General features: G+C 72.0%; 17 protein-coding genes. 10 read left to right on the top strand and 7 right to left on the bottom strand.

Going from position 1 to position 14,502, the window contains the following annotated elements; genetic code table 11:
* Positions 1-23: 23 nt before the first annotated feature.
* From ACIQU3_RS18365 to ACIQU3_RS18375, 3 genes are all read right to left on the bottom strand, one after another.
* Positions 24-416, bottom strand: a complete 393-nt coding sequence (locus ACIQU3_RS18365) for a cyclic nucleotide-binding/CBS domain-containing protein (RefSeq protein ID WP_403926289.1) — start codon at positions 414-416, stop codon at positions 24-26.
* A 129-nt stretch (positions 417-545) separates the two neighbouring features.
* Positions 546-1,346 carry a histidinol-phosphatase gene (hisN, locus tag ACIQU3_RS18370; protein WP_366711890.1) on the bottom strand — a complete coding sequence of 267 codons (801 nt, stop codon included), beginning with the start codon at positions 1,344-1,346 and terminating at the stop codon, positions 546-548.
* 96 nt (positions 1,347-1,442) lie between these two features.
* Positions 1,443-2,330 carry a helix-turn-helix domain-containing protein gene (locus ACIQU3_RS18375; RefSeq protein ID WP_403926291.1) on the bottom strand — a complete coding sequence of 296 codons (888 nt, stop codon included), beginning with the start codon at positions 2,328-2,330 and terminating at the stop codon, positions 1,443-1,445.
* 232 nt (positions 2,331-2,562) lie between these two features.
* Between ACIQU3_RS18375 and ACIQU3_RS18380 the strand changes: the two genes are divergently transcribed.
* Entirely contained in the window at positions 2,563-3,234 is a 672-nt protein-coding gene (locus tag ACIQU3_RS18380; RefSeq protein ID WP_403926293.1) for a DUF4097 family beta strand repeat-containing protein, read from the top strand.
* Positions 3,235-3,418: 184 nt separating this feature from the next.
* The gene (locus ACIQU3_RS18385) at positions 3,419-4,024 is read left to right on the top strand and encodes a TetR/AcrR family transcriptional regulator (RefSeq protein ID WP_403740591.1); all 606 of its coding nucleotides are present in this window, start codon (positions 3,419-3,421) and stop codon (positions 4,022-4,024) included.
* 7 nt (positions 4,025-4,031) lie between these two features.
* Here ACIQU3_RS18385 and ACIQU3_RS18390 read toward each other — a convergent pair whose 3' ends face one another.
* From ACIQU3_RS18390 to ACIQU3_RS18405, 4 genes are all read right to left on the bottom strand, one after another.
* Entirely contained in the window at positions 4,032-4,355 is a 324-nt protein-coding gene (locus ACIQU3_RS18390; protein ID WP_391419304.1) for an SMR family transporter, read from the bottom strand.
* Positions 4,356-4,493: 138 nt separating this feature from the next.
* On the bottom strand, positions 4,494-5,504 hold the full coding sequence (gene rsgA, locus ACIQU3_RS18395) for a ribosome small subunit-dependent GTPase A (RefSeq protein WP_403740595.1): 1,011 nt from the start codon (positions 5,502-5,504) through the stop codon (positions 4,494-4,496).
* 17 nt (positions 5,505-5,521) lie between these two features.
* Entirely contained in the window at positions 5,522-6,838 is a 1,317-nt protein-coding gene (gene aroA, locus ACIQU3_RS18400; RefSeq protein WP_403740602.1) for a 3-phosphoshikimate 1-carboxyvinyltransferase, read from the bottom strand.
* Between the two features lie 107 nt (positions 6,839-6,945).
* A complete protein-coding gene (locus ACIQU3_RS18405) occupies positions 6,946-7,668 on the bottom strand; it encodes a M50 family metallopeptidase (protein ID WP_403926296.1) in 723 nt (240 codons plus the stop codon).
* Positions 7,669-7,774: 106 nt separating this feature from the next.
* Between ACIQU3_RS18405 and ACIQU3_RS18410 the strand changes: the two genes are divergently transcribed.
* The 8 genes from ACIQU3_RS18410 to ACIQU3_RS18445 all read left to right on the top strand — a co-directional run bounded on the left by ACIQU3_RS18410 (position 7,775) and on the right by ACIQU3_RS18445 (position 14,434).
* A complete protein-coding gene (locus tag ACIQU3_RS18410) occupies positions 7,775-8,590 on the top strand; it encodes an SOS response-associated peptidase (protein WP_403740608.1) in 816 nt (271 codons plus the stop codon).
* Position 8,591: 1 nt separating this feature from the next.
* Entirely contained in the window at positions 8,592-8,720 is a 129-nt protein-coding gene (locus ACIQU3_RS18415; protein WP_403926299.1) for a hypothetical protein, read from the top strand.
* Positions 8,717-9,355, top strand: a complete 639-nt coding sequence (locus tag ACIQU3_RS18420; RefSeq protein WP_403926301.1) for an alpha/beta family hydrolase — start codon at positions 8,717-8,719, stop codon at positions 9,353-9,355. The genes ACIQU3_RS18415 and ACIQU3_RS18420 overlap by 4 nt, the downstream gene beginning before the upstream one ends.
* A 256-nt stretch (positions 9,356-9,611) precedes the next feature.
* Positions 9,612-10,298: an RNA polymerase sigma factor SigR gene (sigR, locus tag ACIQU3_RS18425; RefSeq protein ID WP_161365341.1), complete on the top strand. Its 687-nt coding sequence runs from the start codon at positions 9,612-9,614 to the stop codon at positions 10,296-10,298.
* Entirely contained in the window at positions 10,295-10,606 is a 312-nt protein-coding gene (rsrA, locus tag ACIQU3_RS18430) for a mycothiol system anti-sigma-R factor (RefSeq protein WP_234849268.1), read from the top strand. Before sigR ends, rsrA begins: the two co-directional genes overlap by 4 nt.
* 151 nt (positions 10,607-10,757) lie before the next feature.
* Positions 10,758-12,095: an HD-GYP domain-containing protein gene (locus ACIQU3_RS18435; protein WP_403926304.1), complete on the top strand. Its 1,338-nt coding sequence runs from the start codon at positions 10,758-10,760 to the stop codon at positions 12,093-12,095.
* The gene (locus tag ACIQU3_RS18440; protein ID WP_403926307.1) at positions 12,092-13,336 is read left to right on the top strand and encodes an HD domain-containing protein; all 1,245 of its coding nucleotides are present in this window, start codon (positions 12,092-12,094) and stop codon (positions 13,334-13,336) included. Before ACIQU3_RS18435 ends, ACIQU3_RS18440 begins: the two co-directional genes overlap by 4 nt.
* A 117-nt stretch (positions 13,337-13,453) precedes the next feature.
* Positions 13,454-14,434, top strand: coding sequence for a hypothetical protein (locus ACIQU3_RS18445; protein WP_053672437.1), 981 nt, complete (start codon positions 13,454-13,456; stop codon positions 14,432-14,434).
* Positions 14,435-14,502: the final 68 nt, after the last annotated feature.

Raw genomic sequence — 14,502 nt, forward strand, 5'->3', positions numbered from 1 at the left:
CGGGGTCCGGCCCGTCGCTGTCGTCATGCCGGGACGTGCTGGCGTGCCGGTGCCCAGCAGCGGATGATGTCGCGGACCGAGACGATGCCGGCGGGCTCGCCGCCGTCCAGCACGATGAGGTGCCGGAAGCCGCCGTGTGCCATGGCGGCCGCCGCCTCCTCCAGCGTCCAGACGGGAGTGGCGAAGACGACGTTGTTGGTGGTGTGGGCGTGGGCGCGTTCCGTGTCCGGGTCCTGGCCCAGACCCACGGAGTTGAGGATGTCGCGTTCGGTGAGGATGCCGATGCCGCCGGCGTCGGGGTCGTGGACCACCGCCGCTCCCACCTTGCGGGCGGACATCAGCGCCGCTGCCTGACGCAGGGTGTGGGTGGGGCCGATCGTGAGGACGACAGTGCTCATGGCGTCACGGACGAGCATGGATGGAGCCACCTCCTGGGAGTCTCCCCGCCGTTCGTTCGGAATTTCACAAATTCACAAGTGGGGGGACTCTCAGGGTGGCAGGCAAAGGGAGGGTCAACAAGGGGGCGCTCGGTAACAACGGGGGGCTCAGTAGCGCTGGTTGAGGTATCCCAGCAACTCGTCGTGCAACAGGCCGTTCGACGCTGCCGCGTTGCCGCTGTGGGGGCCAGGGCGGGCGTCGAGGCCGGTGAAGGTGCCACCGGCCTCGGTGACGACGATGGCTGGGGCGGCCATGTCCCACAGGGACAGCTCCGGCTCGGCGCACATGTCGACGGCGCCTTCGGCCACCATCATGTACGGCCAGAAGTCGCCGTACGCGCGCGTGCGCCACACTTCGCGGGTCAGGTCAAGGAAGCCGTCCAGCCGCCCCTGCTCCTCCCAGCCGCTGAGCGAGGAGTACGCCAAGGAGGCGTCGGAGAGCTTGGAGACGCGGGAGACCTGAAGTCGGGTCGCCTTGGTGAGGCTGCGGCCGGAGAACGCGCCGTGGCCCTTCGCCGCCCACCAGCGCCGGCCGAGGGCAGGGGCGGAGACGACCCCGACGACCGGCTGGAAGCCGCCTTCACCGGCCTCCATCAGCGAGATGAGCGTGGCCCACACGGGCACGCCCCGCACGTAGTTCTTGGTGCCGTCGATCGGGTCGATCACCCAGCGGCGCGGGCCGGTGCCCTCGACGCCGTACTCCTCGCCGAGGATCGCGTCTCTGGGGCGGGCGCGCTGGAGCTGACCGCGGATGAGTTCCTCTGCGGCCTTGTCCGCCTCGCTCACCGGAGTCATATCGGGTTTGGTCTCGACCTTGAGGTCGAGGGCCTTGAACCGGTCCGTCGTCGCGGCGTCGGCGGCGTCGGCGAGGACGTGGGCGAGACGCAGGTCGTCGAGGTAGTCGGGCATGCAACGAACCTATCTGCCGAGGTGGGGGTGGGGCTACCGGGGGTTTGTGACGGTGGGGGAGTGGTTGGGTGAGGCCCGGCGCGGGGGGCGCGGGCGTCAGCGATCCGCGCCGTGCGAAGCGGCGTCGTGCGGAGTGGGGTCGTGCGAAGCGGCGTCGTGCGGAGTGGGGTCGTGTGACGCGGCCTCGTGCGGAGCGGTGTCGTGCGGAGAGGCGCTGTGCGGAGCGGTGTCGTGCGGAGAGGCGCTGTGCGGAGCGGTGTCGTGCGGAGCGGTCTCGGGCCTGGTGTGCAGGATGTCGCGTGCCTGCTCCGCGGCGCGGGTGGTGCTCTCCGAGACGAAGTCGAGGAAGCGGGCCACGTTCTCGAGGCGGTCCGCCGCCGGGGTGCCGGGGCCGAGTACACCGACGCCCTGCCGTGCGATCCCGACGACCTGCGCGATGGCACGCGCGCTGGCCAGCATCGACTGGTACCAGACGTCGTCGTCCACGACATAGCGCTCACGGCGGCCTTCGCCCGTCTCCCTGCGGACGAAGCCCTGACCGTCGAGGAACGTGATCGCCTTGGAGACGGAGGCCGGGCTCACCTGAAGCCGCTGGGCGAGTTCGGACGCGGTGAGGCTGCCCGAGTCGGTCATGCAGAGACAGGCCATCACCCTCGACATCATCTTGGGCATGCCCGATCCCATGAGGACGGTCGTGAACGTCTCCTCGTACTCGCGCAGGGCCTCGGCGTCCCGCCCGTCGGTCTGCGGGGGCGTGGCCGAAGCCCGGGGGGCGGTCCGCCTGCGACGCTGCGTACGGCGTTCCGTGGCGCGATGGGCCAGGTCGGCGCGGTAGGCCGTCGGGCCGCCGTTGCGCATGACCTCGCGGGTGACCGTCGACGTCGGGCGGTCCAGGCGCCGGGCGATCTCCGCGTAGGCGAGGCCGTCGGCCAGCCCCAGTGCGATCTGCTGGCGTTCCTGCTGGGTGAGTCTGCCTCCCGGCATGGTGATTCTCCCTCGTGGTGCGCGATGCCAGCACCATAGCGTTCACTGCCAATTCATTGCAACGCAATCGTTCGTCGTGTTGCATTCATTCGTGGACTCGTTGCAATGAATTATTGCTGTTGAGCTGCGTAAATAGCTATCCCGTGCAACAAGCTTGTTGCTGTATCCGTGAATGCAACGTAGCTTTTCCATCATCGAAAACAGCGCGCCGCGCTAAACGAAGGAGAGCACGATGCAGAAGTTCGACACCCCCGCCCCCGTCTCGGCCGTCCTTGACATCCCCGCCGGGCGCATCCGGTTCATCGCCGCCGACCGGGCCGACACCACTGTCGAGGTCCGGCCCGCGGACGCCGCCAGGAGCCGCGACGTGAAGGCCGCCGAGCAGATCGGCGTCGGCTACGACGACGGCGTCCTGCGCATCACGGCCCCCGAGGCGAAGAACCGGATGCTCGGCAACTCCGGAGCCGTCGAGGTCACCGTGCAGCTGCCCGCCGGTTCACAGGTCGCGGGCAAGGCCGCCGCCGGTGAACTGCGCGGCGTCGGACGGCTCGGCGACGTCGCCTTCGAGGCGGCGCAGGGCGCGGTCAAGCTCGACGAGGCCGCCGGTGCCCGCCTCAGCCTGCTCGCCGGCGACATCACCGTCGGCCGTCTGCGCGGCCCGGCGCAGCTCAGGACCCAGCAGGGCGACCTCACCGTCGCCGAGGCCACACGGGGCGCCGTCACGCTGCGCACCGAGCAGGGCGACATCGCGATCGGCGCCGCACGCGGTGTCTCCGCCGCCCTGGACGCCGGCACCGCCTACGGCCGTGTCCACAACACGCTCAACAACAGCGACGGCGCCGCCGCCGGGCTGACCATCCACGCCACCACCGCCCAGGGCGACATCACCGCCCGCAGCCTCTAGCAGTCCGCGCAGCCTGTCCGAAGGAGCACTCTCACCGCATGCGCGGGGGAAAGACCGGCACACGCGTCAACACCCCGCGCCACAAGGCCGAAACGCGCCCCCGGGCGCGCTCGCGAACCCTTGACAGTGGGTCCACGCGCGTCAAACCTGGGCGCACAGCCGCTCGCCCCAAGGGGAGGCGAAGATGCCTGCAGCGCGGGAATCCCTACTGGACGCCGCCTACACGGCGCTGGTGCGCCGGCCGTGGTCCGCCGTCCGGATGGTGGACGTGGCCGCGGCGGCCGGAGTGTCCCGGCAGACGCTCTACAACGAGTTCGGCAGCAAGGACGGTCTCGCCCGGGCGCTCGTGCGCAGAGAGGCCGACGGGTACCTCGCGGGGGTGGAGCGGGCACTCGCCGGGCACAGCGACCCGCGCGACCGGCTCACCGCCACCGCCGAGTGGACCACGTCCGCCGCCCGGGACAACGTCCTCGTACGGGCCATGCTCACCGGCTGCTGGAGTGAGCGGCTGCCCGCCCCGGCCCTGACCGCCGTGCCGTCCTCCTCGGCCGTGCCGGCCCAGCGCCGCGCCGACGGGCCCCTGCCCACCCCCGGTGATTTCGTCGCCCTCGTCCGCGACCGCGCCGTCAGCCACCTGGCCGGACCCGGCACGCCCAAGCCCGACTCCGCCGACCTGGCCCGTTCCTGCGAACTCGCCGTCCGGCTCGCCCTGTCGTGCGTGGCCGCGCCGCCCGGCGACGGCGGAGTCGCCGACCTGGTCCGCAGCGCCCTTCACCGGCAGGACGTTTGACAGGACGTCAGTGTGCCGATCCGGACAACTGCAACCCGACCACGCCGATGATGACGAGACTGATCGACACGATCTTCAGCGTCGACACCAGATCACCCAGGAACACCATGCCGTAGATCGCCGTACCCGCCGCCCCGATGCCGGTCCACACCGCGTAGGCGGGGCCCACGTCGAGTCTCCTCAGCGCGAGCGTCAGCAGCCCGAAGCTGCCGAGGGCGAAGATGCAGAACGCGACCGTGGGCCAGAGCCGGGTGAAGCCGTGCGACAGCTTCAGACACACCGCGAAGCCGGTCTCGAGCAACCCGGCCACGATGACCAGCAGCCACGCCATGAGTCGTCCTCCCGTATCCCACGTTCAGTGACCGCTGCATCAGTCTCAGCGTGCTCGTCAGGCCTGGGCCGGGCTCGCGTCCGGCTTGGGTGCGATTATGCACTTACCGTCCGCACGCCAGGACAAACAACGCGGAGGTCAGTCGCCTTCCTTGCGCTCGCGCGTGGCCAGCAGCCGCCGCAGCGAGTAGAGCCGTGCCGGGTCCGCGTGCCCCTCGGCCACCCACGCGTCCAGCGCGCAGTCCGGCTCGTCGTGGCTGCACGCGCGCGGGCAGCCCTCGGTACCCGGCTCGAGGTCGGGGAAGGCGTGGATGACCCGGGACGGGTCCACGTGGTTGAGTCCGAAGGACCGCACGCCCGGCGTGTCGATGACCCAGCCGTCGTTGTCCGACAGCGGCAGCGCCAGCGCCGAGGTGGTGGTGTGCCGGCCGCGTCCCGTCACCGCGTTCACATGCCCCGTCGAACGCCGCTGCTCCTCGGGCACCAGTGCGTTCACCAGGGTCGTCTTGCCGACACCGGAGTGGCCGACGAACGCCGTGATCTTGCCGTCGAGCTGCTCCCGTACCCGCTCGACGGCGACGCCGCTCTCCAGTTCCGCCCGACTGGTGACGACGTAGGGGATGTCGAGGTCGCCGTACAGCTCCAGCAGCTTCTCGGGCGGCGCGAGGTCCGACTTGGTCAGCACCAGCAGCGGATCCAGACCGCCGTCGTAGGCCGCGACCAGACAGCGGTCGATCAGCCGGGGGCGCGGCTCGGGGTCGGCCAGGGCGGTGACGACGGCCAGTTGGTCGGCGTTGGCGACGACCACCCGCTCGAACGGATCGTCGTCGTCCGCCGTGCGCCGCAGGACCGAGGTGCGCTCCTCGATGCGCACGATCCTCGCCAGCGTGTCCTTCTTGCCCGAGAGATCGCCCACCAGGGCCACGCGGTCGCCGACCACCGCCGCCTTGCGGCCCAGCTCGCGAGCCTTCATCGCCATGACCACACGGTCCTCGACGAGGCAGGTCAGGCGGCCCCGGTCGACGGTGAGGACGAGGCCCTCGGCGGCGTCCTCGTGCTTGGGGCGGATGTTCGTCCGGGGCCGGGTGTTCCGGCGGCCCGGACGGGTGCGGATGTCGTCCTCGTCGGTGTGCTTGCCGTAGCGGCGCATGACGTGATCCCTGCGTCCTACGCCCCGAGCATCCCGGTCCACAGGTCGGGGAAGTCGGGCAGGGTCTTGGCCGTCGTCGCCACGTTCTCGATCTGCACGCCGTCCACCGCCAGCCCGAGGATCGCGCCGGCCGTGGCCATGCGGTGGTCGTCATAGGTGTGGAACACCCCGCCGTGCAGCCGGCGCGGGCGGATGTGCAGACCGTCGGCGGTCTCCGTGACGTCGCCGCCGAGTTCGTTGATCTCCTTGGTCAGCGCGGCCAGCCGGTCCGTCTCGTGCAGCCGCAGATGGGCCACACCGCGCAGCGTCGACGGGGAGTCCGCGAGGGCCGCGACGGCCGCGATGCCCGGGGTCAGCTCGCCGACCTCGCCCAGGTCGACGTCGATGCCGTGGATCGAGCCGGAGCCGGTGAACACCAGCCCGAACTCGGTCAGTTCACAGGAGCCGCCCATCTCGGTGAAGATCTCGCGCAGCCGGTCACCGGGCTGCGTCGTGCGGGCCGGCCAGTCGGGGACGACGACCTTGCCGCCGGTCACCAGCGCCGCCGCCAGGAAGGGCTGGGCGTTCGACAGGTCCGGCTCGATGACCAGGTCCCGGCCGAGCAGGGCGCCCGGGGAGACCCGCCAGACGTTCGGCTCGCCGCCCGACTCGGGCGTGTCCACCTGGGCACCGACCGAGCGCAGCATGTCGACGGTCATGCGGATGTGCGGCATGGAGGGCAGCGTCGCGCCGGTGTGGCGGACCTCGACCCCCTGGTTGAAACGCGGGCCGGACAGCAGCAGGGCACTGACGAACTGCGACGACGAGGAGGCGTCGATGGCGACCGTGCCGCCGTCGAGGGCACCACTGCCGTGCACGGTCATCGGCAGGGCACCGCGGCCGTCGTCGTCGATCCGGGCGCCGAGCTGACGCAGCGCGTCGATGACGCCGTCGAGGGGACGCTCGTAGGAACGCGGGTCGCCGTCGAAACGGACGGGGCCGTCGGCGAGCGTGGCGACCGGCGGCAGGAACCGCATCACCGTGCCGGCGTTGCCGACGTCGACCGTGGCCGGGCCGCGCAGACCCGTGGGGAGCACCCGCCACGCCTCGCCCGTGCCGTCGGGGCCCACGCCTTCCTCGATCTCGATGCCCATCGCCCGCAGCGCGCCGGCCATCAGCAGGGTGTCGCGGGAGCGCAGGGGGCGGCGCAGCCAGCCGGGCTCCGAGGCGAGGGAGGCGAGGACCAGGGCGCGGTTGGTGACCGACTTGGACCCGGGCACGTGGACCGTCGCGTCGACGGCTCCGCTCGCGTGCGGGGCGGGCCAGAGGGCGGTGTCTGCGGTGTTCGGGGCCATGCCTTTACTTTATAAGCAGGGCGTCCCCCGAGTGCGGCGCCGTGGGGCCGGTCACGTCCGCGTGGGCGAGCCGTACCGGCGGCGGCGCTGAGCCCCCGGGCCGGCTGTCACATCTCCAGCAGCCAGCGGCCCCCGCCGATCAGCGAGCACAGCGACACCGCGTGGAAGAGGAAGAACCACAGCCCCGCCGGTACGTGCGTCAGCCGTGACAGCTGGTCCGCGTCCGAGTCCCCGGCCCCGCCCCGGGCCCGCTTCGCCTGGAGTTCGAAGGCCGGGCGGACCCCGCCGATGAGCAGGAACCACACCACCGCGTACGCGAACGCCGCCTGGATCTGGGGGCCAGCCAGCCAGGACACCAGCACGAACAGGCCGCCGGTGACGAGCATGGTCAGGGCGCCGTAGGCGTTGCGGATCATCACGAGCATGGCGAGCAGCAGAGCCGTCGCGACCCACAGCAGCAGCGTGATGCGGCCGGCGCCGAGCAGGGCCGCGCCGCCGAGGCCCAGCAGGGGCGGGGCGGTGTAGCCGGCGGCCGCGGTGAGGATCATGCCGATGCCGTGCGGCTTGCCGCGGCTGACGGTCAGGCCGCTGGTGTCCGAGTGCAGGCGTATGCCCGTCAGGGTGCGGCCCGTGAGCAGGGCCACGAGCCCGTGGCCGCCCTCGTGGGCGATGGTGATGGCGTTGCGGGAGATGCGCCACAGGCCGTGCGGGACCACCACGGCGAGCGCGGCGCCCAGGGTCGCGATCACCACCCACAGGTCGGGGTCGGGCTGCGTACCGGAGACCTCGTCCCAGAGGGAGGCGAGCGAGGCGGTTGCGGTGCTGTCCATGTGCGGCGTTGGCTCCCTGCGGTCGATCCAGAAGGTGCGGCGCGCAGCGCCGTCATCGGGGGGGGGTGGTGGTCGGGCGACGGGTGGGCCTGGCAGTGTGGCACGTATGTGCGGACGGTATTCAGCGAGTCGTAGGCCAGAGGATCTCGCAGGAATCTTTGAGGTCGAGAAGTGGGAGCCCGAGGAGACCCTCGCGCCGGACTACAACGTGGCACCCACCAAAGAGGTCTACGCCGTCCTGGACCGCCCCCTGAAAGACGCGGACGACCCGCGGCCGGTTCGGCAGCTGCGCACGCTGAAGTGGGGGCTCGTCCCGTCCTGGTCGAAGACCCCCGAGGGCGGCGCCCGGATGATCAACGCCCGCGCGGAGACCGTCCACGAGAAGCCGTCCTACCGTCGCGCCTTCTCCTCCCGGCGCTGCATCCTGCCCGCCGACGGCTACTACGAGTGGGTCACCGGCACCCAGGAGCGCGAGCTGGAGGTCGAGGGCAAGAAGAAGCGGCCGCGCAAGCAGCCGTACTTCGTGACGCCGGCGGACGGGTCGGTCTTCGCCATGGCCGGGCTGTACGAGTTCTGGCGTGACAAGACCCTGCCGGACGACCACCCGCAGGCCTGGTGGGTGACGTGCTCGGTCATCACCACGGAGGCCGAGCGGAGCCCGCTCGCGGTGTCCCCGGCCGACGGGCCCCGGGCGCTCGCCGAGATCCATCCCCGGATGCCGCTGATGCTGACGCCCGACCGCTGGGACGCCTGGCTCGACCCGTCCCGCACGGACACCGACGAGCTGCGTGAGCTGCTCGCCCCGCCGCCCGGCGGCCTGATGCGCGCCTATCCGGTCGCCACCGCCGTCAGCAACGTCCGCAACAACGGGCCGGAGCTGCTGAAGGAGCTGGAGGGGCCCGAAGAGGGCACACTCTTCTGACGTGACCGGCGTGACCGGCGTGACCGGCGTGACCGGCGTGACCGGCGTGACCGGCGTGACCGGCGTGATGAGTGTGATGAGTGCGATGAGTGCGATGAATGTGACGACGTGGCGAGGGGAGTCGGCGTGACCACCGAGATCGTCGAGACCGTCGAGACCGACGCCGGGACCGCCCGCGTCACCTGGCACCGGGCGAAGAAGGCCCGGCTGGTCCTCGCCGTCAGCCACGGCGCCGGTGGCGGCATCGAGGCCCGGGACCTGAAGGCGCTGGCCGAGGTCCTGCCCGCGCACGGCGTGACCGTCGCCCGGGTGGAGCAGCCCTGGCGGGTGGCCGGGAAGAAGCTGGCACCCGCGCCGAAGACCCTGGACACCGGCTGGCGCGGCATCTGGCCCGCGCTGGCGGCGTCCGGGCTGCCGGTGATCTCCGGCGGGCGCAGCGCCGGGGCCCGGGTGGCCTGCCGCACCGCGACCGAGCTGGGCGCCCACGCCGTGCTCGCGCTCAGCTTCCCGCTCCACCCGCCGGGCAAGCCGGAGAAGTCCCGCGCCGGGGAACTGCTGGGCTCCGGGGTGCCCACCCTGGTCGTGCAGGGCGGGAACGACCCGTTCGGGAAGCCGGAGGAGTTCCCCGACGGGGAGTACCGCCTCGTGGAGGTCCCGTACGGGGATCACGGGTTCGCTGTGCCGAAGCGTGCGGATGTCTCGCAGGAAGAGGCCGTGGCGCTCATCACGGACGCGGTCGTGGAGTGGGCCGGGTCACTCGGGTAAAGCTTCGGGAATGCCGGGGCGGCGGTCACTGTTGTGCGGGACGTACGTGCTGGAGACCAGCACCGACGTCGTAGGAGAGGGAGTCCGCCGCATGGGTTCGACCATCTGCCCGAGCCGCAGCAGCCGCGCCGACCTGGACTGGACGGTGCTGCACGCGGCCAAGACCGCCCCTATTCGGGCGGCGGGCGGACCGGATCGTCGTCTATCCTCCGATTCGGGTGAGACCGGTCTCGGTCTCACGAGAACACTCGAGGAGGTGGGTCCGGTCACTGGGACCGACGCAGGGACCGACAACGGCCAGGCGGAGCAGCCCGAGGGCCAGGGCGGCACGGGCGCTGAGACGGCCGCGGAGCGCAGCGCGCGCTTCGAGCGGGACGCGCTCGAGTTCCTCGACCAGATGTACTCGGCCGCGCTGCGCATGACGCGCAACCCGGCCGACGCCGAGGACCTGGTGCAGGAGACCTACGCCAAGGCGTACGCGTCCTTCCACCAGTTCCGTGAGGGCACCAACCTCAAGGCGTGGCTGTACCGGATCCTCACCAACACCTTCATCAACTCGTACCGCAAGAAGCAGCGCGAACCTCAGCGCTCCGCGGCCGAGGAGATCGAGGACTGGCAGCTCGCCCGCGCCGAGTCGCACATGTCGACGGGTTTGCGCTCCGCGGAGTCGCAGGCACTCGACCACCTGCCCGACTCGGACGTGAAGGAGGCGCTCCAGGCGATTCCCGAGGAGTTCCGCATCGCCGTCTACCTCGCGGACGTCGAGGGGTTTGCCTACAAGGAGATCGCCGACATCATGGGGACACCCATCGGTACGGTGATGTCCCGGCTGCACCGGGGCCGTCGTCAGCTGCGCGGCATGCTGGAGGACTACGCCCGTGACCGCGGAATGGTGCCGGCCGGTGCCGGAGAGTCGAACGAAGCGAAAGGCTCGGGGTCATGAGCTGCGGAGAGCCGCACGAGACGGATTGCAGCGAAATCCTCGATCATCTCTACGAGTTCCTCGACCGTGAGATGCCCGACTCGGACTGCGTGAAGTTCGAGCACCACTTCGAGGAGTGCTCGCCCTGCCTTGAGAAGTACGGCCTCGAGCAGGCCGTGAAGAAGCTCGTCAAGCGCTGCTGCGGGCACGACGACGTGCCGGGCGACCTGCGGGACAAGGTCATGGGGCGGATCGAGCTGATCCGCTCCGGCCAGGCCGTCCCCGAGCAGGACGTCACGGCCTCGCCCGCCACGCCGCGGGAGTCCTGACACTCCTGCACTTTTCAACTACCCCACCTCCGCACGGGTAGTCGCCCTCGACCACGTCACTCGAACGTGCTAACCGCGGCTCATCCACCCGCGGACCCCCTGCCGCCGCCCTAGGCTCCGGGCCTGACGGACATGGCCGGGGGAGGGGCTCATGGAAGCGGTACCGGCACGGGCACGTGTCTACATCGCCTGTGCTGCCACGGCCGCACTGCCCTGCCTGCTGCCGCAGCCGGGTGTCCGCACGCCCTGGTGGGCGGTCGCACTGCTCGCCGTGCTGTACGCAGGATGCGAACGGGTCGCCCGGTCCCGGTTCGCCGGGATCTCCCACCCGGCCGGGACGTTCTACCCCGTGCTGCTCGCCGGTGCCTTCCTTCTCCCCGCGCCCGCCGCCGCGCTGGTGGCCGTGCCCGGCGCACTGCTCTCGCACGTCGCGCGACGGCCCGTGGCGCCGCGGCGACTGTGGCGGACCGCCCAGCTCGTCCTCGCGGTATGGGCGGCGGCGCAGGCGCACTCGCTGCTCGGCGGGCGGGAGGCAGTCGCCGCGGGCGACTTCCCCTACGCGCTCGGACCCGCCGGAGCGGCCGTCTTGGCGTTCTGCCTGGTGCTCGCGCTGCTCGACGGCGGCATCCTGGCCCTGGCGGAGCGGGTGCCGGTACGGCGGGCCTGGCGGGGACTGGTGGAACGCTCGCTCGCGCCGATCGCCGTGCACGGCCTCGCCGGTCTGATGATGGCCGTCCTGTGGCGCAGTCCCTACGGGCCCGTCGCAGCGCTGCTCGTCCTGCTGCCCATGTGTGTCTCGTGGTGGGCGTTCGCCCAGTACCACCGCGAACGCGCCGCCCACCAGGCGACCATCCGGGCCCTGGTGCAGGCCGTCGACATCAAGGACGGGTACACCCGTGGGCACAGCGAGCGCGTCGGGCAGGCCTCGATGATGATCGCGCGCGAGCTGGGCATGGCCGACGAGCGCGTCGAGGTGCTCCGCTTCGCCGGCATCCTGCACGACGTCGGCAAGCTGGGCGTGCCCACCCGGCTGCTCAGGAAGGACGGCCCGCTGACACCCGAGGAGCGGCGGGTGATCGAACTGCACCCCGAGTACGGGCACGAGATGGTGCGCGGCATCGGCTTCCTCGGCGAGGCCCGGGCCGCGGTGCTGCACCACCACGAGCGGCTCGACGGCAGCGGCTACCCCTACGGCCTGGTGGGCTGTCAGATCCCCGAGTCCGCACGGGTCGTGGCGGTCGCGGACGCCTTCGACGCCATGACCTCCACCCGCAGTTACAGCAGGGCACGGCCCGTCGCCGTCGCCCTGGCGGAGCTGGAGCGGTGCGCGGGCAGCCAGTTCGACCCGGTGATGGTCGCCGCGCTGGTCGACGCCGTCGGGCGGACGGGATGGCACCCCGCGGTGACCGCCGACGACGAGGAGACCCGCCCGTCGCGCGTACCGCCGCCCGGGGCGCCCCTCGCCGGCCGCCCGGGAGCACACCGATGAGCGCGTACCGGCCGTCGCTCCTCACCCTCGTCCATGCCTGTGCCGCCCTCTTCGCCGCCGGATCCCTGGCCGTCACCCTCGACCACGGCCTCGAGGAGCGCCGGGTCGCCCTCGCCTTCGGTCTCCTCGTCGCCGTCGGCGAGCTCACCCGGCGCAACGGTGCCCGGGTCAGGGAACCGGCGCCGCTCGGCGCCGCGGCGGCCCTGTCGTACGCCCTGCTCGGAGAGGCCGGCGGGCACGCCACCCACCACGGACCCGCCCAGGTCGTCTCCGTCGTGGTGGCCGCCTCACTGCTCGCCAGCGTCCCGCACGTCGCACGCGGGCAGGGGCCGACCCTCGACCACCTCGCGCGCCGCGTGCTCACCGCCGGATTCGTCGCCGTGTGCTTCCAGCCCCCGTACAACCGGGGCATGTTCGACGACTGGGGCGGCCCCGCCTACGCCCTGCTGCTGCTCGCGCTGCTGTCCCTGACCGCGCTGTGCGACGCGGTGCTCGCCGCCGCGCTGGCCCACACCCGCACCGGGTGGCCCTTCGGGCCGGTGCTGCGCGACGAACTGCGGGCCGTGCGCGGCATCGGATCCGCCGTCATCGCGACCGGGGCGGTGATGGCCCTCGCGGTCGCCGTCGTGGGCCTGTGGGCGCTGCCCGTCTTCTCCGTGCCGCTGCTGCTCGCCCAGTTGTCGTTCCGCCGGTACGCCGCCGTCCGGTCGACCTACCGGCAGACCATCGCCTCCCTCGCCCGGGCGACCGAGGTCGCCGGCTGCACCCCCTGCGGCCACGCCCGGCGGGTCGCGGCGGTCAGCAGGGCGGTGGGGCGTGACCTGGGGCTGACCGGGCCCGAACTCGCCGTGCTGGAGTACGCCGCGCTGATGCACGACATCGGGCAGCTGAGCCTCGTCGACCCGGTGCCCGCGGGCGCCACCGCCGCCCTGCCCGCCGCCGAGCAGCGGCGCATCGCCCTGCTCGGCGGGGCCGTCGTACGGCAGACGGGCGTCGACGAGGCGGTGGCCGTGGTCGTGGAGCGGCAGGCCGACCCGTACCCCGAGCAGCCGCTCGCCGCGCGAATCGTCCGGGCCGTGAACGCGTACGAGGAGAAGTCCAGGGAAGGAGGGCCCGGCGGGCCGCTGACGGCGCTGGAGGAACTCCGGCTCGCCACCGCCGGGACGTACGCCCCGGAGGTGGTGGAATCACTGGCCCGGGTACTGGCAAGGAGCAGTCTGACGCTGCCCGTGGCTGGGTAACCCATGGGTAATGAGCGCCCTCGAGGCCGTACGTGGTTGGATGCGAAGGAGAAGGTGTCCGGGGGCTCGAAACACAGCTACGGCCAGCCCACCGCACGGAACTGGCAGGCGGGAATCGTGAGGATCTTCGGCAAGGGACGGCACCGGCCCTCCGCCTCCTGGCGGCAGGCCACGGACCGGGCGTTCACCCTCATCGGCGACGGCCGGTACGAGGACGCAGGCGCACTGTTGACACGTGCCGCCGATCTGGAGCCCTGGCTTTCCGAGTCCTGGTTCAATCTCGCGCTGCTGCACAAGTTCCGGCACGACTGGGAGCAGGCGCGGGCGGCGGGCCTGCGGGCCGTGGCGCTGCTCGACCGGGACACCGGTGCGCCCGACTGGTGGAACGTCGGCATCGCCGCCACCGCGCTCCAGGACTGGCCGCTGGCCCGGCGCGCCTGGCAGGCGTACGGGCTACGGGTGCCGGGAGCGGCCAACGACTCCGGTGAGCCCCTCGGCATGGACCTCGGCAGCGCGGCCGTACGGCTGTCCCCGGAGGGGGAGGCCGAGGTCGTGTGGGGACGGCGGCTGGATCCCGCGCGGATCGAGGTGCTGTCCATTCCGCTGCCGTCGTCGGGGCGGCGCTGGGGCGAGGTCGTCCTGCACGACGGTGTGCCGCACGGGGAGCGGACCACCGCCGCCGGGCACACCTACCCGGTGTTCGACGAGATCGAGCTGTGGGCGCCCTCGCCCGTGCCGACGTGGGTGGTGCTGCTGGAGGCGGCGACCGAGTCGGACCGGGACGCGCTGGAGCAGCTGGCCGCGGACGCCGGGTTCGCGGCGGAGGACTGGTCCTCCTCCGTGCGGCTGCTGTGCCGGATGTGCTCGGAGTCACGGATGCCGTCCGACGAGGGCGACGGGGAGCATCTCGACCCCCACGACCACAGTGAGCCGGGGCACCCCGGGCCGCTGGGGCACCGGACGGACGGGCAGCTGTGGGTTCCCGAGCGGGAGTGCGGGCTGGCTGCGCCGGCTTCGCTGGTGAGGGGGCTGCTGGACGGGTGGGTTGCCGACAGCCCGGATTCCCGGGACTGGCGGGATTTGGAAGAGGTCTGTTAGCGCCGTCGTCGGAAGCGGCTGCGTCGTGGCTGTTCGTGCCGTTCCCCGCGCCCCAGGACAAAACGGGG

It is taken from the genome of Streptomyces sp. NPDC101110, from assembly GCF_044759525.1.
Taxonomy (GTDB): domain Bacteria; phylum Actinomycetota; class Actinomycetes; order Streptomycetales; family Streptomycetaceae; genus Streptomyces.

Bases quoted from the DNA above. Each gene is read 5' to 3' on its own strand.
- ACIQU3_RS18375 (WP_403926291.1), bottom strand. From the start codon at position 2,330: ATGCCGGGAGGCAGACTCACCCAGCAGGAACGCCAGCAGATCGCACTG.
- aroA (WP_403740602.1), bottom strand. From the start codon at position 6,838: ATGGCCCCGAACACCGCAGACACCGCCCTCTGGCCCGCCCCGCACGCG.
- ACIQU3_RS18365 (WP_403926289.1), bottom strand. From the start codon at position 416: ATGCTCGTCCGTGACGCCATGAGCACTGTCGTCCTCACGATCGGCCCC.
- ACIQU3_RS18405 (WP_403926296.1), bottom strand. From the start codon at position 7,668: ATGGACAGCACCGCAACCGCCTCGCTCGCCTCCCTCTGGGACGAGGTC.
- rsgA (WP_403740595.1), bottom strand. From the start codon at position 5,504: ATGCGCCGCTACGGCAAGCACACCGACGAGGACGACATCCGCACCCGT.
- hisN (WP_366711890.1), bottom strand. From the start codon at position 1,346: ATGCCCGACTACCTCGACGACCTGCGTCTCGCCCACGTCCTCGCCGAC.
- ACIQU3_RS18440 (WP_403926307.1), top strand. From the start codon at position 12,092: ATGAGCGCGTACCGGCCGTCGCTCCTCACCCTCGTCCATGCCTGTGCC.
- ACIQU3_RS18390 (WP_391419304.1), bottom strand. From the start codon at position 4,355: ATGGCGTGGCTGCTGGTCATCGTGGCCGGGTTGCTCGAGACCGGCTTC.
- ACIQU3_RS18410 (WP_403740608.1), top strand. From the start codon at position 7,775: ATGTGCGGACGGTATTCAGCGAGTCGTAGGCCAGAGGATCTCGCAGGA.
- ACIQU3_RS18435 (WP_403926304.1), top strand. From the start codon at position 10,758: ATGGAAGCGGTACCGGCACGGGCACGTGTCTACATCGCCTGTGCTGCC.
- rsrA (WP_234849268.1), top strand. From the start codon at position 10,295: ATGAGCTGCGGAGAGCCGCACGAGACGGATTGCAGCGAAATCCTCGAT.
- ACIQU3_RS18380 (WP_403926293.1), top strand. From the start codon at position 2,563: ATGCAGAAGTTCGACACCCCCGCCCCCGTCTCGGCCGTCCTTGACATC.
- ACIQU3_RS18385 (WP_403740591.1), top strand. From the start codon at position 3,419: ATGCCTGCAGCGCGGGAATCCCTACTGGACGCCGCCTACACGGCGCTG.